Source organism: Prevotella sp. tf2-5 (genome assembly GCF_900115435.1).
In the GTDB taxonomy this organism is placed as follows: domain Bacteria; phylum Bacteroidota; class Bacteroidia; order Bacteroidales; family Bacteroidaceae; genus Prevotella.
In genome coordinates this window covers 15,127-39,421 of sequence record NZ_FOWK01000006.1, presented here as the reverse complement: position 1 = coordinate 39,421, position 24,295 = coordinate 15,127, and the positions used below count along the sequence as shown (strand labels likewise).

At 46.4% G+C, this 24,295-nt stretch carries 19 protein-coding genes and 3 tRNA genes; 14 read left to right on the top strand and 8 right to left on the bottom strand.

Annotated features, from left to right (window positions below; translation table 11 throughout):
* Nucleotides 1–41: 41 nt before the first annotated feature.
* Nucleotides 42–129, top strand: a tRNA-Ser gene (locus BM257_RS07700).
* 30 nt (nucleotides 130–159) lie between these two features.
* Here BM257_RS07700 and BM257_RS07695 read toward each other — a convergent pair.
* Nucleotides 160–2,535: a CotH kinase family protein gene (locus BM257_RS07695; protein ID WP_092070653.1), complete on the bottom strand. Its 2,376-nt coding sequence runs from the start codon at nucleotides 2,533–2,535 to the stop codon at nucleotides 160–162.
* Between the two features lie 87 nt (nucleotides 2,536–2,622).
* Between BM257_RS07695 and cobU the strand changes: the two genes are divergently transcribed.
* From cobU to BM257_RS07680, 3 genes are read left to right on the top strand one after another with little or no spacing between them, the layout of a single operon-like run.
* Nucleotides 2,623–3,129 carry a bifunctional adenosylcobinamide kinase/adenosylcobinamide-phosphate guanylyltransferase gene (gene cobU, locus BM257_RS07690; protein ID WP_092070650.1) on the top strand — a complete coding sequence of 169 codons (507 nt, stop codon included), beginning with the start codon at nucleotides 2,623–2,625 and terminating at the stop codon, nucleotides 3,127–3,129.
* Nucleotides 3,126–4,172, top strand: coding sequence for a nicotinate-nucleotide--dimethylbenzimidazole phosphoribosyltransferase (gene cobT, locus BM257_RS07685; RefSeq protein ID WP_092070647.1), 1,047 nt, complete (start codon nucleotides 3,126–3,128; stop codon nucleotides 4,170–4,172). Before cobU ends, cobT begins: the two co-directional genes overlap by 4 nt.
* Before the next feature lie 3 nt (nucleotides 4,173–4,175).
* Nucleotides 4,176–4,973, top strand: coding sequence for an adenosylcobinamide-GDP ribazoletransferase (locus BM257_RS07680; RefSeq protein ID WP_092070644.1), 798 nt, complete (start codon nucleotides 4,176–4,178; stop codon nucleotides 4,971–4,973).
* On the opposite strand, the gene cbiB is transcribed toward BM257_RS07680, so the two are convergent.
* The gene (gene cbiB / locus BM257_RS07675) at nucleotides 4,950–5,879 is read right to left on the bottom strand and encodes an adenosylcobinamide-phosphate synthase CbiB (protein WP_092070641.1); all 930 of its coding nucleotides are present in this window, start codon (nucleotides 5,877–5,879) and stop codon (nucleotides 4,950–4,952) included. The two genes, BM257_RS07680 and cbiB, sit on opposite strands and share 24 nt — an antisense overlap.
* Nucleotides 5,880–6,120: 241 nt before the next feature.
* Entirely contained in the window at nucleotides 6,121–8,421 is a 2,301-nt protein-coding gene (locus BM257_RS07670; RefSeq protein WP_092070638.1) for an NADP-dependent malic enzyme, read from the bottom strand.
* 115 nt (nucleotides 8,422–8,536) lie between these two features.
* Between BM257_RS07670 and BM257_RS07665 the strand changes: the two genes are divergently transcribed.
* Nucleotides 8,537–9,154 (top strand): TetR/AcrR family transcriptional regulator, encoded by a 618-nt coding sequence (locus BM257_RS07665; protein ID WP_092070635.1) that lies wholly within the window; start codon nucleotides 8,537–8,539, stop codon nucleotides 9,152–9,154.
* 59 nt (nucleotides 9,155–9,213) lie between these two features.
* Here BM257_RS07665 and BM257_RS07660 read toward each other — a convergent pair.
* Together BM257_RS07660 and BM257_RS07655 are read right to left on the bottom strand one after the other, a co-directional pair.
* Nucleotides 9,214–9,285: transfer RNA gene (locus BM257_RS07660), tRNA-Cys, on the bottom strand.
* A 196-nt stretch (nucleotides 9,286–9,481) separates the two neighbouring features.
* Nucleotides 9,482–10,519, bottom strand: a complete 1,038-nt coding sequence (locus tag BM257_RS07655; protein WP_092070633.1) for a diacylglycerol/lipid kinase family protein — start codon at nucleotides 10,517–10,519, stop codon at nucleotides 9,482–9,484.
* A gap of 161 nt (nucleotides 10,520–10,680) precedes the next feature.
* Here BM257_RS07655 and BM257_RS07650 point away from each other — a divergent pair, with 161 nt between their 5' ends.
* Together BM257_RS07650 and BM257_RS07645 are read left to right on the top strand one after the other, a co-directional pair.
* Nucleotides 10,681–11,868 (top strand): serine palmitoyltransferase, encoded by a 1,188-nt coding sequence (locus BM257_RS07650; protein ID WP_092070630.1) that lies wholly within the window; start codon nucleotides 10,681–10,683, stop codon nucleotides 11,866–11,868.
* 55 nt (nucleotides 11,869–11,923) lie between these two features.
* Nucleotides 11,924–11,999, top strand: a tRNA-Pro gene (locus tag BM257_RS07645).
* A gap of 64 nt (nucleotides 12,000–12,063) precedes the next feature.
* On the opposite strand, the gene BM257_RS07640 is transcribed toward BM257_RS07645, so the two are convergent.
* Genes BM257_RS07640 through BM257_RS07630 form a run of 3 tightly spaced genes read right to left on the bottom strand, consistent with a single transcriptional unit; the run spans nucleotide 12,064 to nucleotide 13,732 of the window.
* Nucleotides 12,064–12,687, bottom strand: a complete 624-nt coding sequence (locus tag BM257_RS07640) for a YqiA/YcfP family alpha/beta fold hydrolase (protein ID WP_092070627.1) — start codon at nucleotides 12,685–12,687, stop codon at nucleotides 12,064–12,066.
* 27 nt (nucleotides 12,688–12,714) lie between these two features.
* Nucleotides 12,715–13,161 carry a MarR family winged helix-turn-helix transcriptional regulator gene (locus BM257_RS07635; RefSeq protein ID WP_092070624.1) on the bottom strand — a complete coding sequence of 149 codons (447 nt, stop codon included), beginning with the start codon at nucleotides 13,159–13,161 and terminating at the stop codon, nucleotides 12,715–12,717.
* Nucleotides 13,162–13,183: 22 nt separating this feature from the next.
* Nucleotides 13,184–13,732, bottom strand: a complete 549-nt coding sequence (locus BM257_RS07630; protein WP_092070621.1) for a glutathione peroxidase — start codon at nucleotides 13,730–13,732, stop codon at nucleotides 13,184–13,186.
* Between the two features lie 243 nt (nucleotides 13,733–13,975).
* Between BM257_RS07630 and BM257_RS07625 the strand changes: the two genes are divergently transcribed.
* The 7 genes from BM257_RS07625 to BM257_RS07595 all read left to right on the top strand — a co-directional run bounded on the left by BM257_RS07625 (nucleotide 13,976) and on the right by BM257_RS07595 (nucleotide 24,279).
* Nucleotides 13,976–14,908, top strand: a complete 933-nt coding sequence (locus BM257_RS07625) for a YARHG domain-containing protein (RefSeq protein ID WP_092070619.1) — start codon at nucleotides 13,976–13,978, stop codon at nucleotides 14,906–14,908.
* Nucleotides 14,909–15,087: 179 nt separating this feature from the next.
* A complete protein-coding gene (locus tag BM257_RS07620) occupies nucleotides 15,088–16,572 on the top strand; it encodes a rhamnulokinase (protein WP_092070616.1) in 1,485 nt (494 codons plus the stop codon).
* A 58-nt stretch (nucleotides 16,573–16,630) separates the two neighbouring features.
* Nucleotides 16,631–18,061 carry an arabinose isomerase gene (locus tag BM257_RS07615; protein ID WP_092070613.1) on the top strand — a complete coding sequence of 477 codons (1,431 nt, stop codon included), beginning with the start codon at nucleotides 16,631–16,633 and terminating at the stop codon, nucleotides 18,059–18,061.
* Nucleotides 18,062–18,115: 54 nt separating this feature from the next.
* Nucleotides 18,116–19,453, top strand: a complete 1,338-nt coding sequence (locus tag BM257_RS07610; RefSeq protein WP_092070610.1) for an MFS transporter — start codon at nucleotides 18,116–18,118, stop codon at nucleotides 19,451–19,453.
* A 66-nt stretch (nucleotides 19,454–19,519) separates the two neighbouring features.
* Nucleotides 19,520–20,341, top strand: a complete 822-nt coding sequence (gene rhaD / locus BM257_RS07605; protein ID WP_092070607.1) for a rhamnulose-1-phosphate aldolase — start codon at nucleotides 19,520–19,522, stop codon at nucleotides 20,339–20,341.
* 323 nt (nucleotides 20,342–20,664) lie between these two features.
* Nucleotides 20,665–21,672 carry a hypothetical protein gene (locus BM257_RS07600; protein WP_143096801.1) on the top strand — a complete coding sequence of 336 codons (1,008 nt, stop codon included), beginning with the start codon at nucleotides 20,665–20,667 and terminating at the stop codon, nucleotides 21,670–21,672.
* Nucleotides 21,673–21,807: 135 nt separating this feature from the next.
* Nucleotides 21,808–24,279 (top strand): pectinesterase family protein, encoded by a 2,472-nt coding sequence (locus BM257_RS07595; protein ID WP_092070601.1) that lies wholly within the window; start codon nucleotides 21,808–21,810, stop codon nucleotides 24,277–24,279.
* The last annotated feature ends 16 nt before the right edge of the window (nucleotides 24,280–24,295 follow it).

The window sequence follows — 24,295 nt, the reverse complement described above, 5'->3', positions numbered from 1 at the left end:
ATTCAAATATTTGCACTACCTTTGCATTCGCAAAAGGGAAAGGAAGGTTGGCAGAGTGACCGAATGCGCTGGACTCGAAATCCGGTATACCCCTTTCGGGTATCGGGGGTTTGAATCCCTCACCTTCCGCTAAAAGAGTAACCTTAGGGCTGCTCTTTTTTATTTAACTATTTTCCTTGTCGTTCCGTCTGTCATGCGGATGATGTTGATGCCGTGCTGCGGCTTTTTCAATCGTTTACCATCAAGACTGTAATATTGTGTGTCTTGAAAATTCCCCTTTTGAATGGAATGGATATCTGTCGTTCCAATGACCGCTTTGATGATCATAGTACCATTCGTCTGCATGGTGAAAGTGTAGGAAGCCCCGTCGACATGTTTTTGAGTAGTTTCATTGGATGTGACACTTGTGATATCCCAGCCAGTGACCTGTCTGCCATCAGCAGATGTTGCGTTCAGACGGACGGTGCGACCTCCAAAGAACTTCCCGTCAAAGACCCCCTCGCTCAAAGGAATGTCATTGACAGTAAACTGAATATTCCCCAGTTCCTCCATACCTTTGTTGATGGTAAGGGTGGTAGGATTCCCTAAATGATAGTAGTCAGCTATCTGCTGATAGAAGATATCAGTACGTTGGCTAATCCATTTGCGGGTATTGTTAATCTCCTCGTCAATGCTTCTAGGCCACCATTGATTATACTGATACAGTTTTCGATGAGAAGGGAATTCTGTCTTGATAAGGTCCCACATAGGATCCCATACGGCACGGATCCCATTCTCGTTGAGAAAGTCACCCATATAAACGGCGCAACGGTCGATGAACATATTGAAAAAATCCGGATCCTCCATCAGTCGGCGAAACAAACGGGTATGCTCATAATTGTTTGCCCAGTTGTTGTCTGGGTCAAAGTCATGATTATATAACCACTCGAATATTCTGTAGTTCACGTCCCTGTCGTAGAGTCCCATGCCGAAATCTGTATCCTTGGCTATCCACCGCCATCTGCCACCATCCGTCTTAGGTCTCCACATTACTATATTATTACCAGGAAAGTCCAGATTGTTATGATAGAGGTTCATAATCATGAGATTGGCAAACTCTACGCAATCCATCCACTGCTCATATTCCGTAAGTGTATGACCATGTTCTGCGTAGAATGCCTTGAAGGCATTGTAATTCTCCCAGTCGCCTTCTTTCAGCTCGTTCCAGTTCTCGAACATATCGATATCCTCTAAACCATCGTAGTAGGTATAGATATTATCCTCATTTGAGCGGTCTCTGATGTGCTCGATACCCTTATATGTCCCATTGATATAGACGATGACAGGTCGCCATGACTGCCAATCGAGGTCAGCATGCTCAGCCATGTTCCGTTGGATGATGGCATCGCGTAGATAGAGGTAGTCGAAGTCATTACCAGCATTGCGCAGGGCAATCGACTTAAAGTCGGTGATACCCGGTCGTTGGTCGGGGAAGAACTCATATTCCAGTCGCTTAGTACCAAAACGCTTGTTGGCATAGATGGCAAGCGACTTGAGTGCATTACTACGGGTAGCCCCTCCCATGATACGTGTCTCACAAAGCTGGTTCAACTTGCTTGCTTCGTTACCTTGTTCAAAATACTCGAAACTAATCGGTCGTCGCCAGTCAAACTCATAGTTCTTCTTACCATCCTGATAACTGCCCTCCACATAGATACCGATTTTAGGATCGTTTAGATACCTGTTGTCTGTCACAATCGACACGACAGGCAGAGTCAGCTGACGTTGAGTGAAGAAGATATACGAATGGACGGAAGATGGGGGTGACAGGTAACCGTCGCAGAAGATCTTGGCACGTATGATACGGTTACCGCTGAAAGTAATAGGATTGACATATTTCGCACTCGTCTTCGTCGGCTCCATTCCATTGGTAGTATATCGGATCTCAGCTCCTGCAGGAGTACCCTCTGGCAAGGATAAGGCGAGGGAGTGCATACTCGTTGAGGTAAACACACCACCTGGTTCGCTGAACACAGGTTCACCTAAGAGGTCTTTCACCGTCTTGCCACAATTTGTCTTTCCTGGTGTTGGCTCTGCCTGATATCCCCAGGAGTCGCTGCCATCCGTCTTTCTTCCATAGGCAATATTAGGAGCAGGTTGTTTCTTCATCCCTGTCACTTGGTCGACTACAGCCCCTCCTTTGAAGAGGTATATCTCACCACCTTTTCCCGTCTCCAGTCTGAAGTCGGTATGTAGCCCCGTCTCTTCTTTGTCGCAGTAAATGACAACATATTGTTTGGGATTGATGCTCTTGTTGGGTAATTGCCATGCTCCAGCTTCTTTGTCGTCCTTTCCCAGTTTATAGTCTCTGAGGTTGACAGGTGTTGTACCGCTGTTATAAAGTTCTACCCATGAATCTGGAAATTCGTTCAGGTCGTCCATGACACAGTCGATGTTCGATTGCATCAGTTCATTGATCACTAATTGTGCATGTGCCCCCGTGGTGGCAGTGACCAGCAAGCATGCCGTTATAATGGTTGATTTGACAGATACCATAATTAACTTTCTGTAGCAAGAAAAATATACATAATTGCTGCAAAGTTAATAATTTTCTGTAATTTTGCAGCATCATACAACAAAAAAATGAGACGAATCATATTAATAACGGGTGGACAACGTTCTGGAAAGAGCCAGCATGCCGAACAGACGGCATTACGTCTGACGGACCATCCTGTTTATCTTGCAACTGCGCATATCTGGGATGAGGAGTTCCGTCAGCGGGTGCAGAGACACCAAGAGCGTCGCGGTCCCCAGTGGACCAATATAGAGGAAGAGAAGCTCCTGAGCCGCCATAATGTCACGGCGCGTGTCGTTGTCATTGACTGTGTTACCCTGTGGTTGACAAATTTCTTCTTCGAGCAGCAGAATGTCAGCAAGACCCTTGAGACCGTCAAAGAGGAGTTTGACTGTTTCACGTCTCAGGACGCTACTTTTATCTTCGTTACTAACGAGATTGGCAGTGGCGGTGTGAGTGACAATGTCGTACAGCGACAGTTTACCGATTTAGAAGGATGGATGAACCAGTATATTGCCTCGAAGGCTGATGAGGTCATCCTGATGGTCAGTGGAATTCCTTTAAAAGTGAAATGAGAGATTTTAAGATACCGTCTTTTGACGAGACATTACGTCCTTCAATACAGGAAAAAATAGACAACCTGAACAAACCCAAAGGCTCACTGGGCAGGCTGGAAGATCTGGCAATGCAGATTTGTATGATTCAGCAGACCCTCCATCCCGCATTGTCCAATCCTTGTCATCTGTTATTAGGTGGTGATCATGGTATTGAGAGGGAGGGAGTCAGTGTGTCTCCCCGTGAGGTCACTTGGCAGCAGATGATTAATTTTACTTATGGCGGTGGTGGCGTGAATATGTTTTGTCGCCAGCATGGTTTCCGTTTACGAATTGTCGATGTGGGTGTAGACTATGATTTGAGTTCCATTCCTGGCATCATTGACAGGAAGATTGCTCGTGGTACGAGGAATTTTCTCTACGAGCCAGCTATGTCGGAAGAAGAATTCGATCAGGTGATAGAAACGGGAGTGTCATTAGTGGATGAATGTATAGCTGAGGGTTGTAATATCTTATGTATCGGAGAAATGGGTATTGCCAACACTTCCCCTTCCAGTATCTGGCTGCACCTGTTCTCCCAAATCCCACTCAAAGACTGCATTGGTGCCGGTGCTGGTCTTGACTTTTCTGGGATACGTCATAAATACGAAGTGCTCTCTCAAGCTGTAGAGCGCTTTCTTCATCATAATCCCCGGCCCTCAACACTTCACATACTCCGTTACTTTGGAGGCTATGAGATGGTTGCAGCCATAGGTGCTATGTTGCATGCTGCCGAACACCGTATGGTGATATTGGTGGATGGATTTATCATGACAGCCTGTGCGATGGCGGCTGTCCTTATACAGCCAGAGGTTAAGCAGTATATGATTTTCACCCATTGTGGGGACGAAGCGGGGCATCAGATGATGCTGGAGACCATAGGTGCCTGTCCGCTACTGCGTCTTGGACTGCGACTGGGAGAGGGCACGGGTGCCCTTTGCGCCTATCCCATTATTGACTCTGCTGTGAGGATGATCAACGAAATGAATAATTTTGAGAAAGCTAATATCACCAAATATTTCTGACAGATGGAAATAGCTATTGACCAGACCCATTGGTATGACCGTATCTGGGCTTCCTTTATTTTCTTTACCAGACTTCCGTTCTGGCGATTGCATGAACCGCCACAGGCATGTTATAAGACCGTTGTGGAACATTGGCCATTAGTAGGATGGCTGACGGGTGGGGTGATGGCTGCCATATTATATTTCGGTAGTATGGTTATGCCGTATCTTGTGGCAGTCATTGCTGCTATTGTGGTACGTATGCTGGTGACAGGAGCCTTACACGAAGACGGCTTGGCAGATTTCCTGGATGGATTTGGAGGGGGTGGAAGAGACCGCCAGCGGATACTGGATATCATGAAAGACTCACGGATTGGAACCTATGGTGTGTTGGGACTGGTGTGCTATGAGTTGTTGCTGGGTGCAACACTCTTCTCCCTCACTCCGGAAATGGCTGCGTTTACAATTCTTGCCGCGGATCCCTTTAGTAAGATGGTGACCAGTCAGCTGGTCATGATGCTCCCTTATGCCCGTAAGGAGAAAGACGCAAAGTCGAAGACCGTCTACCGAAAGATGGACTGGAAAGCAGGTGTCAGTCTTGCGATACAGGGACTGCTGCCCATGGCAGGTTTCCTTTTCCTGACTCGTCTTCCCTGGTCGATGATTATCTTCCTGCCATGTCTGGTGATGTATTTTCTCTACTTGCTCATCCGTCAACGATTGCAAGGATATACTGGCGATTGCTGTGGTGCTGTCTGCCTGTTAGTGGAACTGACTGCCTGCCTGGTTGTCTGTTCCTTAGTGACACACCCAATAGGATAAGCAGACCAAAACGATCATTATGATCTCTGCCATCCTATTAATATGGATGGCTTTTTTCATGTCGTCCGTATCGAGTTGCTTCTCGTGCTCTCCGATATATGGCTTGTCAAACTGTTCTCCGAAATAGATATGGCAACCACCGAACCTGCAGTTCAGAATGCCAGCAAGGGCGGCCTCGGGATAACCGCTATTCGGACTGGCATGCTGACGTCCGTATCTCCATACGAATCCCAGCAGTCTTAACTTCCCAGATACAAGAATCATTAAGAGTGAAGTCAGACGAGCAGGGATAAAATTGGCGACATCATCAATCCTTGCAGCCCAACATCCGAAGTCCTTGTACCTCTGTGTGTGGTAACCTATCATGGAGTCTAGGGTATTGACCATCTTATAAGCCAGCATACCTGGAGCCCCTAATAATGCCCACCAAAACAAGGGGGCTATGACACCGTCGCTCAAGTTCTCGGCGAGTGTTTCCAATGCCGCAGTCCTTACTTCCTGTGCGGATAGTCCGGAAGTGTCTCTTCCTACGATGCGTGCCACCTGCTGCCGTCCTTCTTCCAATGATCTGTCAACGGCAAGGAATACTTGTCGTACCTCACGGATGAGCGTTGTTCCTGCCAGACAATAGAAGATGATAATGATGTTAAGAATAGGTGCGAATTGGCTAATGACGCATCCCGCCAGAAAGACGAGGGTGATATACGTGATAGCCATCAAGGCTCCTTTCAGCATACGGTGTTTCCCGCAGTTCAGCAGATTTTCTCCCCATGTTATCATTTTGCCGAACCATACCACAGGATGGGGGAGACAGGAAGGATCACCCAGTAACAGGTCGAGAGTCCAACCTCCTAACAAGGGTAAGATACCTATCAGGATATCACATGTCTCCTGTTGTAGTTCCATATTGCAAAAGTACAAACTAATTGGGAAAAACAAAAAATAAATGGTAATTATTTGCAGATACCAAAATACATTCGTATATTTGCAAAGTATATTAAAACGTTATTATTATGGATTTGATACATTTAATCGCAGTGATTGTGCTGATTATCCTCGGAATAGTTATCTACATGCACAAAAAGAATCAAGACTAAGAAAAAGAAAAGAGAAACCTCTATATGAAGTTTCTCTTTTCTTGTTTGTCTTACTGATTAGCAGCAATTCTGCTTTTCACCTTGTCGACATAAGCGTCAATTGTGGCAACTGCCACAATGTTGACGACATCACGGACAGAAGAGCCAAAATCAATGAAGTGGATGGCTTTGTTCAGTCCCATCTGGATCGGACCAATAATCTCAACGTCCGCATTGAGCATCTGTAGCATCTTATAAGAGGAACGTGCAGAGGTTAGGTTGGGGAATACCAGTGTGTTCACATCTTTACCATTCAAACGGGTGAATGAATACTGACTGTCACGTAACTCACGGTCGAGGGCAAACCACAACTGCATCTCACCATCGATGGCAAGGTCAGGATACTGTGCTTGCATAATCTCGGTGGCACGGCGTACCTTCATGGCACCATCACTGGTTGAGCTTCCAAAGTTAGAGTGGGAGATCATAGACACCACAGGCTTCTCGTTGAAGAAACGTACACTGGTGGCAGCCAACTTGGCGATGTCTACCAAAGTGTCAGTGTCTGGATTCTCGTTGACGAGGGTGTCTGCGATATAGAGTGTACCTTTCTGGGAATTGATGATATGCAAGGCACCGAAATGCTTGTACTCTGGACGGATGCCAATCACTTCTTTGACCACTTTTACCGTGTTGGAGTATTTGGTATATAGACCCGTGATGAAAGCGTCTGCCTCACCCGTCTCTACCATCATCATACCGAAATAGTTACGCTCGAACATCTTGTCATTAGCTTCCTGGAAGGTATAGCCGTCACGCTGACGCTTCTCGGTCAGTATGCGGGCATAACGCTCACGACGCTCCTGTTCTGACGGGTTGCGGAGATTGACAATCTCAATACCTTCGATGTTCAGGTCGAGTTTCTTAGCCAACTTTCCAATCACCTCGTCATTACCTAACAGGATGGGATGACAGATACCTTCAGCTTTGGCTTGTACGGCAGCCTTTAACATAGTAGGGTGTACAGCTTCTGCGAAGACCACACGCTGGGGATGGGCAGCGGCAGTGGCATAGAGCTTCTGTGTGAGTTTCGTCTCTTGTCCCAATAAAACACTCAGCGAGTTCTTGTATTCTTCCCAGTTTTCGATTTTCTTACGAGCTACGCCACTCTCGATGGCAGCCTTTGCCACAGCGGCACTGACCTCCGTGATCAAACGTGGATCGACGGGTTTCGGAATAAAATACTCACGTCCAAAACTGAGGTTGTTTACTTTATATACATCATTCACCACATCGGGAACAGGTTGCTTGGCAAGGTCGGCAATGGCATGAACGGCAGCCAGTTTCATTTCCTCGTTGATAGCGGTGGCATGGACATCCAAGGCACCACGGAAGATATAGGGGAACCCAATGACGTTATTAATCTGATTGGGATAGTCCGTACGACCTGTAGACATCAATGTGTCGGGACGTGCCTCCATCGCATCCTCATAGGAAATCTCAGGAACAGGGTTGGCAAGGGCGAAGATGACGGGATCTTTAGCCATCGTCTTCACCATGTCCTTGGAGAGCACATTACCTTTAGAGAGTCCGACAAAGACATCAGCGCCGTTAACAGCCTCTTCCAAGGTATGGATGTCCGTTCGCTGGGTAGCAAAGAACTTCTTCTGCTCGTTCAAGTCCTGACGTGCCACGCTGATAACCCCTTTCGAGTCAAGCATCACGATATTCTCCTTCTGGGCACCAATCGCCATATAGAGCTTGGTACATGAGATGGCAGCGGCACCGGCACCGTTGACTACGATCTTCACCTTCTTAATATCTTTACCGATTACCTCAAGGGCGTTCTTCAGTCCAGCAGCGGAGATGATTGCCGTACCATGCTGGTCATCATGCATCACAGGGATGTCGAGGGTCTTTTTCAGACGATCCTCGATATAGAAGCACTCTGGTGCCTTGATGTCCTCCAGATTAATACCTCCGAAAGTGGGGGCAATACGTTCCACTGCCTCACAGAACTTCTCTGGGTCTTTTTCGTTAACTTCAATATCAAAGACGTCGATGCCACCATATATTTTGAAGAGCAGACCTTTTCCTTCCATCACTGGTTTACCACTCATGGCACCGATATCACCAAGTCCGAGGACGGCGGTACCATTGGAGATAACAGCAACAAGATTACCTTTGTCTGTATACTTATAAGCATCATCTGGATTCTGCTGAATTTCCAGACATGGATAGGCGACGCCAGGTGAATAAGCTAATGAAAGATCTGTTTGTGTCCGATAAGCCTTGGTGGGCTTTACTTCAATTTTACCAGGACGCCCTGACTCATGATACTCAAGGGCGGCCTCTTTTGAGATTTTAACCATACGAAAATATTTAATTGTTTACTTTTCCATTTTCTTCGCAAAATTACAAAAAACTCAGTGAAAATCAGATATATTTTTAATCTTTTTAGTAACTTTGCATTCAAAATGATTACTTATGCAGGAAATAAAAGATTTGAATGCTTATAGGATGTCACTGAAGGAGAAAATCCTAGAGACAGCTATGAGCGCATTTGCCCGATATGGCATCCGTGCAGTGAAAATGGATGACATTGCCTCTGGGTTATCTATTTCCAAACGCACTTTATATGAGATATATGGTGATAAAGAGTCATTGCTCTTAGCCTGTGTGCAGAAAGGACATGAGGAGAAACTGCAGTACATGACGGAGTTTGCCAATAACCATAATGTGATAGAGGTTGTGGCAGAGGCATATCGAAGGAAAGTGGCAGAGACGAACAGAGTCAATTTCCTCTTCTATCTTGACATCCAACAGTATCCGCAAGTGATGAGACTCTTAGAGGAGAACCATGCGAGTCTTCATGAGAGTTTCATGCTTTTTTTATCACGTGGTGTAAAAGAGGGGTATTTCCGCAAGGAAGTTAATTATGAGCTGATCTCCTATATGTTTGATGTGATAGGGGAGTCGGTGGCTAAGAACAAGCTCTTTATGCGCTATCCTTCAGAGGAACTGTTAAACAACCTTATGTTGGTTCCTTTTCGTGGTTTCTGTACCGAGAAGGGACTGAAAGTATTGTCATGTATTAAGTTGTAAGTACTTGATAAAAAGAGAAAGGAAGACTCTGTTACTGAGTCTCCCATTCTCTTTCTAAGAGGTGCCTGGCGGATTCGAACCGCCGTAGACGGTTTTGCAGACCGTTGACTAAGCCACTCATCCAAGGCACCTTATCGTCTTAGCGGATGCAAAGTTAATACTTTTCTTCGGATTGACAAAATTTTCCTTCACTTTTTTTCTTGAAGTCACATCCGGGACAATTGTCACAGGGATTTGATGGGGTTGTGAGACTGCAATAAAGTCGCCATGCCACATAACCCGCGGCGATAGAGAGGATGATGATAACGACGAGGAGTTGCATCGTGATTAAAGCTTGGAAAGTTTACGTAGCATCAGCTTGTTGATGGCTTGTATTTTCCGTCCACCTTTCTCGATGTCTTCACGTACATTATTTATATTATTAAAGAGCTCGCTGAATGCGTTCAACAGAGGATTTGGCTGACTGTTGTCCTCAATAGCCTCCGGGTTGGTGATGATACGGATGCCCAATGGCTCGATATGTACCTCTATATCCTTGCCAGTCATAATAGGGTCACCGTCATAATGGATGGCACCGGACTCCTGGCGGTGGATATGTATTTTCCGTGCTTGGAAGGTCTTGATTTTAGAATTGTTGGTTAGCGTTTTGTTAAAGAGGTCAATACTAATCTGTGGAGCTTCCATGGCAGTGAAAGGCTCCATGATAATCACGTCCATCACGCCGTCCCTCATGGAAGCCTGTGGTGCGATATAGGCATTATTCCCGTATTGAGAGGCATTGGCACATGCAATCAGAAAAGCTTTGTAACGGCGGGCTCCCGTCTCATCTTCTACCTCATAGGTCTCAGGTTTGTAGTTGAGACCTTCTTTCAGCACATTCTCCACGTAGGTAATAGGACCGCGCTTGCCTGCCTCGGCAAATTTCAGAGAGATGAAAGCATCGAACCCCATGCCGCAGGTGCAGAAAAACGGGATATCGTTGATGACTCCGTAGTCGAATGTCTCTATCTGGCATAGGTTGATGATGTTGAGTGCCTTTCGTGCATTCATGGGAATGCACAGATGACGGGCTAGTCCGTTACCGGAGCCACAGGGAATAATACCCAATGCTGTTTGGGAATGTGTCACTGAGCGTGCGACCTCATTGATGGTACCGTCTCCACCGACAGCCACGACGATGTCAATACCGTCTTTGGCACACTGACGTGCGATGTCTGCAGCGTGTCCTGCATATTCTGTCATGCGGATGTTTGCCTCAAAATGGGTTGTGTCAAGGTGATCCTTGATCATTTCAAGGATATCTTCTTTCTCATGCCCACCAGATATGGGGTTTATAATAAACGTAATTTGCTTTTTCTGACTCATATTCCAAATGCAAAATTAAAAAAAACAGGAGAATTATCCGATGTATTTGGAATAATTTTCAAATATTTTACGAATTATCTTGCAAAACGTGCACGATTTGATAAAAATTGTGTAACTTTGCAGACTGAAAACGAAAAATTAACGAATCGATTCTTATCGGAATGGGACAGTTACAAGAGAAATACAAGCATTATCGTGAGCCGCAGAAGTTTATGGAGGCTGACGTATACCCTTATTTCCGTGCTATTGAGGGAAAACAGGGAACGGAAGTGGAAATGGGCGGTCACAAAGTGCTCATGTTTGGTTCAAATGCCTATACGGGACTGACAGGAGATCAGCGTATTATTGATGCTGCGAAGGCTGCTTTAGATAAGTATGGCTCTGGTTGTGCAGGCAGCCGTTTCCTGAATGGAACACTCGACCTGCATGTGCAGTTGGAAAAGGAGATATCTGAATTTATCGGCAAGGACGACTGTCTTTGCTTCTCCACTGGATTCTCTGTTAATCAGGGTGTCCTTGCTATGGTAGTAGGCAAAGATGATTATATTATCTGTGACGATCGTGATCACGCCAGTATTGTGGATGGTCGTCGTCTTTCTTTTGCCAAGCAGCTTCATTACAAGCATAACGATATGGAAGACTTGGAGCGTGTGCTTCAGAAACTTCCTTATGATGCCATCAAACTGATTGTCGTCGATGGTGTGTTCTCTATGGAGGGTGATCTTGCCAAACTTCCTGAGATTGTTGAACTGAAGCATAAGTATAACTGCTCTATCATGGTCGATGAGGCTCATGGTATTGGTGTGTTCGGTAAGCAGGGACGTGGTGTATGTGACCATTTCGGGCTGACGAAGGAGGTTGACCTGATTATGGGTACGTTCTCTAAGTCACTTGCCTCTATTGGTGGTTTTATCGCATCTGATTGGGATACCATCAATTTCCTGCGTCATACATGTCGCACCTATATCTTCTCTGCATCCAATACACCTGCGGCTACTGCTGCCGCTATGGAGGCATTGCATATCATTCAGAAAGAGCCAGAGCGTATCGAGGCTTTGTGGAAAGTTACTAACTATGCGTTGAAGCGTTTCCGTGAAGAGGGTTTTGAGATTGGAGATACAGAGAGTCCTATCATTCCGCTTTATGTGCGTGATGTTGATAAGACGTTCCTGGTGACGGCATTGGCATTCAAAGCCGGTGTGTTCATTAACCCTGTTATTCCACCAGCATGTGCTCCACAGGATACTTTGGTGCGTTATGCCTTGATGGCAACTCATACAGAAGAGCAAGTTGACCGTTCGGTTGTTGCTCTGAAAAAGATCTTTGTAGAACAGGGTATTATAAAATAATTGCGGAAAAATTTGCAAGGGTCACAAAAAATGCGTACCTTTGCAGCCGCAAAAACGAGGTGTAGCGCAGTTGGTAGCGTTCCTGGTTTGGGACCAGGCTGTCGCAGGTTCGAGTCCTGTCACCTCGACCACCTATTATTTAAAAGACCGTTGACTCATTATAAGTCAACGGTCTTTTCATGTTTTCCACTGAGTTTATCGTACCCTGTCTTCTATGATAGGGTCATCAAGCAACAGCTTCTCAATGAGTGGACAGTACCATGTTTTGAATTGTTCTGCCGTTGGTGTATGGGCTCCAGGGAAATGATAGCTGTTCAGATAGTGCTCCAGGAAAAGCGGTTCGAAGTGTGCCAACGTGTCTTCGTCGCCGAACAGTCCCCAAACCTTATCCTTATTATATATATTACAGTAGTCGAACTGATGTTCCTCCAGTTGTTTGAACTCATTGATTAATTGTTCGTCAATGGTGAAGTCCTGCTTACCGTCTGCTCTTGGCGACTTATATTGATGTTTACCGATACGTTCACGGAGGAATTCAGACATCTTGAAGTGCGGATTGCCGAGTAGTGCAGGGATGCCGATGACAGGAGAGATCATCTGCGCATAGAACGATCCGCAGCTGTTGCCGACGAGGACATCTGGCTTCTCCTTATCACAGATCTCATGGATGAGTCTGATGGCATCATGAGGGTGGAGTGGTAGATCAGGAGTAAGCACATGAGCCTTTCCCTCGAAAGCCTCCCTCAATGCCATAGCCGGAACACATTGACCGCTGGCATAGAATCCGTGAAGGAACAATATCGTCTTTTCTTTCTGCATATATTGTTTTCAGACCCGTTTTTTGGGTTATTTATTCTTTAATGTTTCGATAATTGTGTCTAGTTCACCGGCCAGTTGTGTGTAATCGTCAATCTGGAGAGGACAGGTCTTCAGTGTTTCACCCATGCCGGCAGGGATGAGCTTGTAGGCTTTGTCCTCCATCTCGCGACCTTTCTTTGTGAGGCTGATAATCTGCTGGCGCTTGTCGTGATCACCTTTCTTACGTGTTACAATGCCTAGCTTCTCCATGCGCTGGAGTAAGGGAGTAACAGTGTTTGTTTCTAACAACAGCCGGTGGGCGATGTCGTTCACAGGTTGACAGTCTTTCTCCCAAAGCACCATCAGGACGAGATATTGCGGATAAGTGATACCCAACTCTGTCAGCATCGGTGTGTAGGCCTGCGTAATAAGTCTTGCTGCCGTGTAGAGACGAAAGCATATCTGATTGTCAAGCTGTAATTCAGTGTGCATAATTCATTTCATTGACCATTGAACATTATTTACCGAGCATTTCCTCAATGTCCTTCTCGAAGTCTTTAGGCTCAGTAGTAGGCGCAAAACGCTTGATGGTCTCACCATCTTTAGAGATGAGGAACTTAGTGAAGTTCCACATGATGTCGCTGTCCTTCTCCACACTCTTGCTCAGTGTTTTCAGCAGGGCACGGGTAGCCTTTGCCTTTAGTCCCTTGTATTCCTCGGTAGGTGCCTGAGTCTTCAGATACTCAAAGATAGGTTGGGCATCAGCACCGTTGACATCACCTTTTCTCATAATCTGGAAAGTCACACCGTAGTTCAGCTGGCAGAACTCTTCGATTTTTGCATCGCCCTCAGGATCCTGCTCCTTGAATTGATTGCAAGGGAAGCCGATGATGACCAGTCCCTTATCCTTATATTTTTGGTTCAGTTCCTCCAATCCTGCGAACTGAGGTGTGAATCCACACTTGCTGGCTGTGTTAACAATCAGCAATACCTTACCTTGAAACTGAGAGAAATCAATCTCCTTACCTTTGCTTGAAAAAGCCTTGAATTCATAAATCTTTTGCATACCTTATTTATATTTATTATTGTTATTTCTATCGTTTGCGATACAAAGGTAGGGATAATCTTTTATATCGCAAGCGATTTAATCAAAGCTTTAAGATAGATTAACAAACATCGCAAACGATATTCTCCATCAATTATTAGTTATCTCATTATTTTTATTTATCTTTGCAGTCTAAAGACTAAATAAAGAAAGTTTTGAAATCAGTGTAAAACTTGTAGTTATTAAGTTAATGAGTACGAATAGATGAAAAAGATTTTTTTGATGATGTTTGCCCTTGTGGGTTTAACAGCAAACGCACAGGGCATCAAGAGTGGTTCCAAGTGGAATATCAGTAATCTGGTCTATGAAGCCAAAGTGAATAACGACAAGACCATCACTTTCACAGCTATGGCAGAGGGTGAGGAACTGGCTTTCCGTCTGACTCCAAGCAATAGTAAGAAAAATGAGTATGTTCTCTCAGAGGATCAGAATGCTGACGGTTTCAATCCTTTCAGCAAGACCCCTCGTGCCAAGTACATCGATAGGCAGGGATGGAAACTGCTCTGTCTATATGACCAGAAAGGCAATCTGCATAATGTCCTTGACGGCTCTTTCTTCGGGGAAGGTGAGAAGGTCGCAATAGGCAAGTGGATGCAGCAGATCATGGGCAAATATGTCGACAGCTATGGAGACACGCTGGAGATTGGTCATGAAATTATCTATGAGAAAGGAGTTGCCCGTGCTGAATATAAGAATATCACTTTCAACGGCACTGTCACAGGGGTGCTCAGTATCAGCGGACTTACCGACCTTGAGGGTATGTGGGAAGTTGAGCAGACACTCGATGGTCTGACTCTCTATGAGGTGAAACAGGACGAATACGGCATGTTCAGTCGTAAAGGTCAGAAGAAGACGTTAAGATGGGTGAACACAGTGCCGCGCTTTGACTATGCCAATGTCATCCTGCTCAACGACAAGATGTTCCGTAAGATGAAGAAGTCTACGCTCCGTATCATGCGTAACTCTATCTTGGCAAAGCATGGGTATATGTTCTCTTCACGTGACCTGGTGGATTATTTCGGCAGCCAGCCTTGGTTCTGTCCGCGTCCTTCTAACGATGATGTTCTCGGTGAACTGTCGCTGGTGGAAACCCTGAATATCGAACTTATCAAGTGTGAAGAGACCCTTTCAGATTAATTAGAGTCTCACAAAACATTTCCCTTCACAAAGACCTTTGTTTTCGCAGTACCGTTCATACTGGGCACAGATGTCATCATTTTATATTTATGTGCGGATTTGTTTGGTGTTGTTCTTGTTTATTTGTATCTTTGCAGGGAATAAAAACTATTAACTGACATACTAAGCCGATTGTGCTTATGAAGAACAAAAAGTATTTTTTTGCCGTTGACCTTGGAGCCACCAGCGGGAGGACCATACTAGGCTCTTTGGAAGACGGAAGGTTGGAGCAGGAGGAACTGACCCGCTTCCCCAATAACCTCATAGAGACAGGTGGTCATTTCTATTGGGATATCTATGCCCTCTATTTTGAGATGATCAAAGGGCTGCAGGAAGTGGCACGCCGTAAGATACAGTTGACCTCCATCGGTATTGACACCTGGGGCGTCGATTTCGTTTTTGTGGCGGAAGACAATGCTATCCTGCGTAATCCGAGAGCATATCGTGATCCCCATACCTTCGGGCGGATGGAGCAGTATTTCGAGCAAGTAGTGGATCGTAAGACGGTTTATGACCTTACCGGAATCCAGTTCATGAACTTCAACTCACTATTCCAATTATATGCCATGCGGCAGGACGAGAATGTGGCGATAAGTCTGGCGAAGAAGATCCTTTTCCTCCCAGATGCCTTGAGCTGGATGCTGACGGGAGAGGCGGTATGTGAGTATACCATTGCTTCTACGTCGCAGATGCTCAATCCTCGGACGGGTGATTTAGACGAGCGTCTTATCCAAAGTGTCGGACTGACCCGTGAGCATTTTGGCAGAATGGTTCGTCCAGGAACACAGATCGGTGTGCTGACAGAGGAAGTGCAGAAGATGACTGGTTTAGGACCTGTTCCAGTGATTGCCGTAGCAGGACATGATACAGCATCCGCTGTTGCTGCCGTTCCTGCGAAGGACGAGCAGTTTGCCTATCTGTCAAGCGGTACTTGGAGCCTGATGGGTATAGAGACGAAGGAGGCAGTCATCAACGATCGCAGCTATGAGTTGAATTTCACCAATGAGGGAGGTGTAGAGGGTACAACTCGTTTCCTGAAGAACATCTGTGGTATGTGGCTTTATGAGCGTTGCCGTAAGGAGTGGCCTGAGGAGGTTCGTAAACTCTCTCATCCAGAGCTACAGGGGTCGGCGATGCAGGTGGAGCCCTTCCGTTCCATCATCAATCCAGATGATAAGTTATTTGCTAACCCCCCGTCAATGATCACAGCTATCCAGCAATATTGTCATGAGACGGGGCAGCAGGTGCCGGAGACCCCTGCGGAGATCTGTCGTTGTATCTTTGATTCCCTCGCCCTGCGCTACCGTCAGGTATTCCAGTGGCTGAAGGAGTTTGCGTCTTTCGACCTCCATATCCTCCATATCATCGGAGGCGGTTCCTTGAACAAGTATCTGAACCAGTTTACAGCTGATGCCCTTGGTGTGGAAGTGCTGGCTGGTCCTCAGGAGGGTACTGCTATTGGTAATATCATGTTGCAGGCGAAGGCAGCAGGTGAGGTCAGTGATATTTGGGAGATGCGGCGTATCATCGCTAACTCCATAGAGATGGAAGCTTATCATCCCACCAAGGACAAAGCGGCATGGGATGCTGCCTTCGAGCGATATCTTGCGATAACGCTAACGTAATCTCACGATTTCGCAATCTCGTAATCGAAAAAACTAATCACAATAAAAACAAATCCAAATGAGTAAACCATTAGTAGAAACAAAAGCAAGGGTAGGCGTGTTCTCTGTCGCACTGGGAGCATACCTGCCACAGTTCCCTCAACTCGTTCCAGAGTTTGAGGCACAGTATGAGGCATTCAAGAAGACAATCCCGGATACTGTGGAGTTGATTGACGGAGGAATGGTGACCACCAAGGAGCAGTCGATGGTGGCAGGCGATAAGTTCCGTTCTGCTGATGTCGACCTGGTCATCCTGCAGATGTTGACCTATTGTACCTCTTATAATATGTTACCAGCGGTACGTGATCTTGATGTCCCTGTTGTCATCGTCAATGTTCAGAAGAAACTGGCACCAGACTATGAGAAGACGGATATCCCCATCTGGTTGGGAGAGCTGTATGCCTGTGGTGCTATCGGTGAGATGGTTGCCGACTTGAATCGTGCCGGCAAGCGTTCCGCAGTGATTACCGGTGTCGTAGAGGGAGGTGACCCTCAGGTACAGGCGGAGATAGAAGACTGGTGTCGTGCCGCACAGGTACGCCGTCGCTTCCGTGATACGAATATCGCACAGATCGGTCGTCCCTATCCGGGAATGATGGACCTGTATATTGACGAGACCAACCTGTATCATCGCATGTGGCTCTACACCAAGCAGTTTGACTGGGAGAAGATGTGGGCGATTGCTGATGACATCACGGATGAGGAAGCCATCAAGGCAAAGGCACAGGATATCCTTGACACCTTTGATATCGAGGGTGGGGGAACTATCGAGAAGGTATGGGATATGGCAAAGTATGTCGTGGCCTTCGAGCAATGGGTAAAAGATGAGAAGTTAGGTTTCATCGCCTCCCACTATGATGGTTTCGCCAAGGGTATTGCCGGCAAGCTCGACTCGATGCTGATACCAGCATTCTCCATGCTTATCAAACAACATACGGCATGTGCTGTAGAGGGTGACATGAAGGTGGCGATGGCGATGTCAATCCTGAAGACCATTTCTGGTACGGGAACCCTTGCCGAGATGTATAGCATCGACTTCCCGAAGGATATTTGTATCATCGGACACTCTGGCTCTGGTGACTATGATATCTCACAGGCTAAGAAGCCGACGATGAAGATAGTGCCTGTGTTCCACGGAAAGAGTGGTGGTGGCTATCTGACACAGTTCTATCCTCCCACGGGTCCTGTCACCTATTTTGCCATCACACAAGACAAGAATGGAGTCTTTAAGTTTGTGGTCGCTGAGGGTGTCAACGAGGAAGGTCCTATCTTCACCTTTGGTGATACCAATATGCGTACGAAGTTCTCATTGAGTTGTCGAGAGTTCGTCAACAAGTGGAGCGAGGCTGGTCCTACCCACCACATGGCAGCTGCTGTGGGTCATCATATCGACACTATCCTGAAGGTGGCTAAGATCTTCAATATCGAGTGTGATGTAGTGTGCCGCTAATCAATCGGGATCTTGTAATCTTGAAATAACGAAATCTCGTAATATCGAAACAATATGTCAAATTCAAGTTCTTTGAAGAGCACGATAGCCGTGTCTCTGACGAATTATCTGGATGCGGGTGCCATCGTCGCAGGAGCGTCAGGTTTGACCTTATGGCAGAACTACCTCGGACTGTCGGAGGTGCATCTGGGGTGGTTGAATTTCATCAGTGCCAACTGTCTGGGTGCCGCTATCGGTGCGATTATCGGTGGATTCCTTGCTGACAAGTATGGACGTAAGTTTATCTTCACGTACAACCTGCTGGTCTATATGCTGGGAGTACTGACCATCATGCTGAGTGTGAATTTCCCCATGTTGCTGTGTGGTTTCCTCATCACGGGTATCTCTGTGGGTGTCGGGGTGCCAGCCTCTTGGACATATATCTCTGAGTCGTCCGAGAACAACAATCGCGGACGTAACATCTGTATCTCACAGATGTCGTGGGGCATCGGCCCGATGGTTATCCTCCTGCTGGGTATGTTCTTTGCCCCAGGTGGTTATCTGTTCGGATGGGTAGAGAGCATCGCCCATGCCGTCGGTGGTGCTGATATGGAGGAACCGGCAGTCAATGCTTTCAGTTCCCGACTCGTATTCCTGTCACTCTTTATCGTCGCTTTTATCGCATGGAATCTGCAGCGTCAGCTTCAGGAGAGTGCTGAGTTTACGAAAGGGCAGGAGAGTGGTGAGAAGAAACCGGGACTGATAGATAATATCAAGGTGTTGTTCTCCAACAGTATCGCTGTGAAGACGGTCTGTTTCCTTGCCACGATCTATCTGACGTGGAATCTGGTGGCTTCTGTCATGGGATTCTTCCAACCGCATATCTATGAGACAGCGGGTGGTGTCACTAACGAGCAGGCTAACTGGATGAACTTCATCCAATGGGCGATTATCGTCAGTGTGACATTCTGTACCTCGAAACTGATTGACAAGACCAGTCATAAGGGTATCTATGTCTTTGGACTGCTTGCCGCACTCTGTGCTTGGCTGGTGATTGTGACTATTGGAGTCAACGGTCCTGCCGGCTTGTGGGCATTCGCTATCCTGTGGGGTATCCAAGGTGGTGCCTCCCCTCAGATATTCTATGCGTTGTGGGGCTCAGAGCTTTTCCCAGCTAAGTTCCGTGCTGGAGCCCAGGGCTTTATGTTCTTTGTGGTTCGTGGCTTGTCGGCATTGTGGGGACTCCTCTTCACCTATATCTATGGTGAGAATGGCGAGGGCTTCACCATCGCCGCCTACTGTATGATAGCTTTGTTGCTTATCTCGTTGGTAGTAGGTATCATCGGTGCTCCCAACACTCGTGGCCGCGCCCTGGATGACATCACGAAGGAACGCTATGGTGAGAATTATTAATGAATCGTAATATAGAAATCTCGAAATACTGAAATTCCGAAATATCGAAATAAAAGAATAAATAAGATGAAAAGTATATTAGAAAACCGCCCCGCATTGAAAGCGGTGATTGATCAGATTGCAGAGGTGACGGGTTACCTCTGGCAGAAAGGATGGGCAGAACGTAATGGTGGTAATATCACCGTCAACGTCACAGAGTTTATGGATGAGGAGTGCAAGGTGATGCCTGCTATCTCAGAAGTGAAACAGATAGGTCTGACGCTGCCCCAGTTGAAGGGTAAGTATTTCTATTGCAAAGGAACAGGTAAGCGGATGCGTGACCTTGCCAGGGATCCGATGCAGAACGGTAGTATCATCCGTATCTGCGACGACTGTGCCAGCTATGTGGTGATTGCGGATGTGAATGTGGTACCTACCTCTGAGTTGCCTACCCATTTGGCACTGCAGAACTATCTGTTGGAGACGGGCTCATGCTATAAGGCAACGCTTCATACGCATCCCATCGAACTGGTAGCGATGAGTCATATCCAGCGTTTCCTGAAAGGTGATGAGATGACACGTGTGCTGTGGTCGATGATTCCAGAGACTCTCGCCTTTGCCCCGCTGGGTATTGGCATCGTACCTTACGCACTTCCCTCGTCGGTGGCTCTTGCTGAGGCTACCCTTGAGCAGATAAAGACGCACGATGTGGTGATGTGGGAGAAACATGGTACGGTGGCTGTCGGACAGGATATCATGGACGCTTTCGACCAGACTGACGTGCTCTGCAAGGCTGCTAATATCTATATGTGTGCCCGTAGTATGGGGTCAGAGCCTGATGGTATGACGGAGGAACAGATGAAGGAGGTGCAGGACGTATTCAAACTACCTAAGAAACGTCCCTGCTGACATGAAGTCAACAACCTTGTCGACTGGAGTCAGCAACCCTGTCGACTGGAGTCAACAACTAGTAAGGAGGCTGCTTTCAAGTGGCTTCCTTACTTCTTTTAAGTGCGAACCTACGTCCTTACAATCGCATACGATACCTCTTCTTTCCGCTTTCTCCACCTTATTTTATATGTGAGAGCGTAGATTTTACACTAAAATGTTTGGAACTTTCGGAAAAAAACACTAATTTTGCTGCGGAATTGAGTGTATACGCTTCTTTCGAGAGGTCACACAAAGATGGAACTACAATTAACATAATAATAACAAACAAAACTAAAACGCTTATGAAAAAGTTTTTTACCCTAATTAGCATGGCTCTCGTAGCTATGAGTGTGAATGCGCAGGATCTTCCTGAACATTGTTATCCTATTAAAAGTATCACTTGGGGTGATATTACTTGGAAGAATGGTAATAACAAGAAGGATAAGGATAATGCAGACATGTATTTCCTGATGGGTACAGGTAATGGGTATAAGGACATTTATGCCGAGGAAATTTACACAGATGGTGAGCCAACTGGTAATTATCGTGCATATTATACTTATATTGACTATGAGAAAGGAGAGACAGGAGCACCTGGCTATGGTTTATATTACAAGTTTACTCCCTCAACTTCTGGTACGCTGAAGGTTAATGTATGGGTAAACAAAGGTAATCGTAAAACATTTGTTGTAAAAGCATCTGATGGTAAACCTATGACTCCATATGTAGATTATACATTTGATGGTTATGTAAATGGTCAGAACTTAGATGGAAAACCAATTTATTTTACTGCTACTGAAATTAAGACTCGTCATGATGACTTTAACGAGGAACAGAAAGCCGCAGGTAAAGATCCAGTGAGTGATTATGTTATTGAAAAAGGTAATCAGGCCGTATGGGGTTGGATTACTTTCAATGTAGAAGCTGGTGAGAGCTATATTGTTTATCAGCAGAGTTCACAACTCGGTTTCGGTGGCTTTGAGTTTGGTAGTGAGAAATATGTAGCCTCACCTACTGGTGGTGTCGCAGATGCATTCAAAGCTGTAATTGACGCAGACGGTAAGGCAACTAATGTTACTACCGAAGGTTCTGTAGTAGAATTTACTGCTTGCGGTGTTGCAGTTAAGGCTGTAGGTGGTGCTGTTCCTACAGCAGTTGTTCCTAATCTCGATCCTACAGGCATCAACAACGTGAAGAAGGCTGCTGAGGTTGACGCTAACGCTCCTATCTTCAACCTCGCAGGTCAGAAGGTGGACAAGAGCCAGAAGGGTATTCTGATTCAGAACGGTAAAAAGTTCGTGAACAAATAAGTCTACACCTTATTAATAATATAAAGCGGAACCGAATCATGCGGCTCCGCTTTTTTGTTGCCCGAAGATTTGGAAGTCTGCGAGAAAACATATAACTTTGCACCCAACGCAAAAAACTACTAAAACAAATACAGGATGAAAAAGCAAGTTGTGACTATGATGCTGATGTGTGTGACGGCTATGGGAGCCTTTGCACAGAAGACGATGACTGTCGCCAAGGACGGTAGTGGTGACTATACCACCATACAGGCTGCCATCAATGCCGCAGCGGAAGGAGCGGAGACCGTAATCAAGGTTAAGGCTGGCACGTATGCGGAGAAGGTGAGTATTGGCTCTCGTCGGAAAGCATCCACAAAGCGTATCACCATGATGGGTGATGGGATGGACAAGACCATTATCACTGCTGCCTATGGCAAGAAGAATATCGGCAACGGTAAGGATGTGCGTGACTATGCTACCCTTGCTGTCTTTGCCAATGATTTCTATATGGAGAACATGACGGTGCGGAATACGGCTGGTAAGGAAGGAGGACAGGCTCTGGCTCTCTTCGTGTCAGGTGACCGACAGACCTATTACCGTTGTAAGATAGCTGGTTACCAGGACACACATCGTTCCAAGAAAGACACGCGTAGCTATTATAAGGAATGTGTCATCGAGGGTGCCGTCGACTATATCTATGCTGGTGGTACCTGCTGGTTTGAGCAGTGTACGCTGAACAGTGTGGGTAATGGCTATATCACGGCACCAGAGGATATCAACGTCTATACGACAGCTGCCGATGGCACCAGGATATGGTTGGGTTTCGTTTTTAATAACTGTAAGGTGACAAAGGCTGCTGGCGTCGCTGATGAGAAAGTGTATTTGGGACGTTGCTGGGGAGCGGAGAAATGTGGTAGTCTCTGGTTGAACTGTGATTTAGGAAAGGCGGTTCATCCTGCAGGATGGCAGACGATGGGAGGTAATGACGGTAGCAAGTCGTTCTTTGCAGAGTACAAGAGTAGAAACGGTGCTGCACCTGTGGAGGTGTCTAAACGTATCAGCTGGAGTCATCAGATGACAGACGCGGACTATGCGAAGGTATGCACATGGGAACAGATAGATGCAGTCTTCCGTAGTGTCAGACCTAAAGTGTCTGCATTTAACCCAGAGGTCGTCATCGCTGCTAATCAGATGATGGAAGACTATGCTCCCTTGGAGGATGAGCTTCTTGCATTCCCGACAGCACGGGGCTTTGGGAAATATGCTTCTGGAGGAAGAGGTGGCAAGGTCGTTGAGGTCACCAACTTGGAGAATAGTGGTGAAGGCTCGTTACGATGGGCATTGACAGAGGCGGGTAAGGAGAATGCCACCATCGTCTTTCGTGTCAGTGGGGTCATCAACATAGGTGCTGACCCGCAGCGTAAGGGTGAGAATGCGATTCGTGCCAAGTTGAGGAATGTGACCATCGCAGGTCAGACTGCACCAGGAGAGGGTATCCTCCTTCGTGGTGGTAAGTTAAACCTCGGCGGCTCCGAGAATGTCATCATTCGTAATATCCGTTCCCGTCTGGGTGTGAAGGAGGATCCCGCAAAAGACAAGAAAGGTAATTTTATCGCAGGAGGTGCCATCGGTATTGAGAATGCCAAGAATATCATCATCGACCACTGCTGCTTTGGTTGGAGTGGTGAGGAGAACACTACAATATACGATAATCATTTCACGACCGTGCAGTGGTGCATCATCCATGAGGGACTTTATAACGCAGGACATCATAAAGGGGTCCGTGGCTATGGTTGTCAATGGGGAGGCTCTCCAGCTTCCTTCCATCATAACCTGCTTGCCAATAACGACAGTCGCAGTCCGCGTATCAATGGAGCCAGTAATCCTAAGGGTGACAGGAACGTGTTCCTGGAGTTTATGAATAATGTGAACTTCAACTGGGGAAGAAAGAATTCCTGCTATGGTGGAGAGAACGAGGCAGGCGAGGGGAGTACTCATGAGTGTAATTTCGTGGGAAACTATTACAAGCCGGGACCTGCTCATCCGTCTGATAACTACTTCATAGAACTCTCTGCGGCACGTAAGGGAAAGACACTGACAAGTCCGTCCCTTTGGTATTTCTCAGGGAATGTGATGGAGGGACATGATACTCAGGACAACTGGCAACTTGTTGGTAATAAGACAGGATTCAGTGTGGAGCAGATGCGACAGGATCGTCTGCTCAATAAACCTGATTTTGACAAATACCTCACACCTGCGGAGTCTGCGGAAAAAGCATATCAGCATGTATTGGAGAAAGCCGGCACTATCCGTCGCGACGCTGTGGAACATCGTGTGATAGAGGATGTGAGGAGCGGTCTTCCTAAATACAAAGGAGAGAGTGCTGGCAAACAGGGTATTATAGACTCACCTGCTGATGCTGACGGATGGCCTCATTATGCTACAGCAATGCCTGTGCTGGATGATGACCACGACGGTATGGCTGATGACTGGGAGACGGCTAATGGTCTTGATCCGACAAATTCTCAAGACGGCAAGTTAGTGGTGTCTTCAAAGGGTTATACTGCTTTGGAAGTGTATCTGAATAGTCTGATGGGAGAGAGAATCCACATGGATAGAATCAAGTAATCGACAAAGTTGCTTC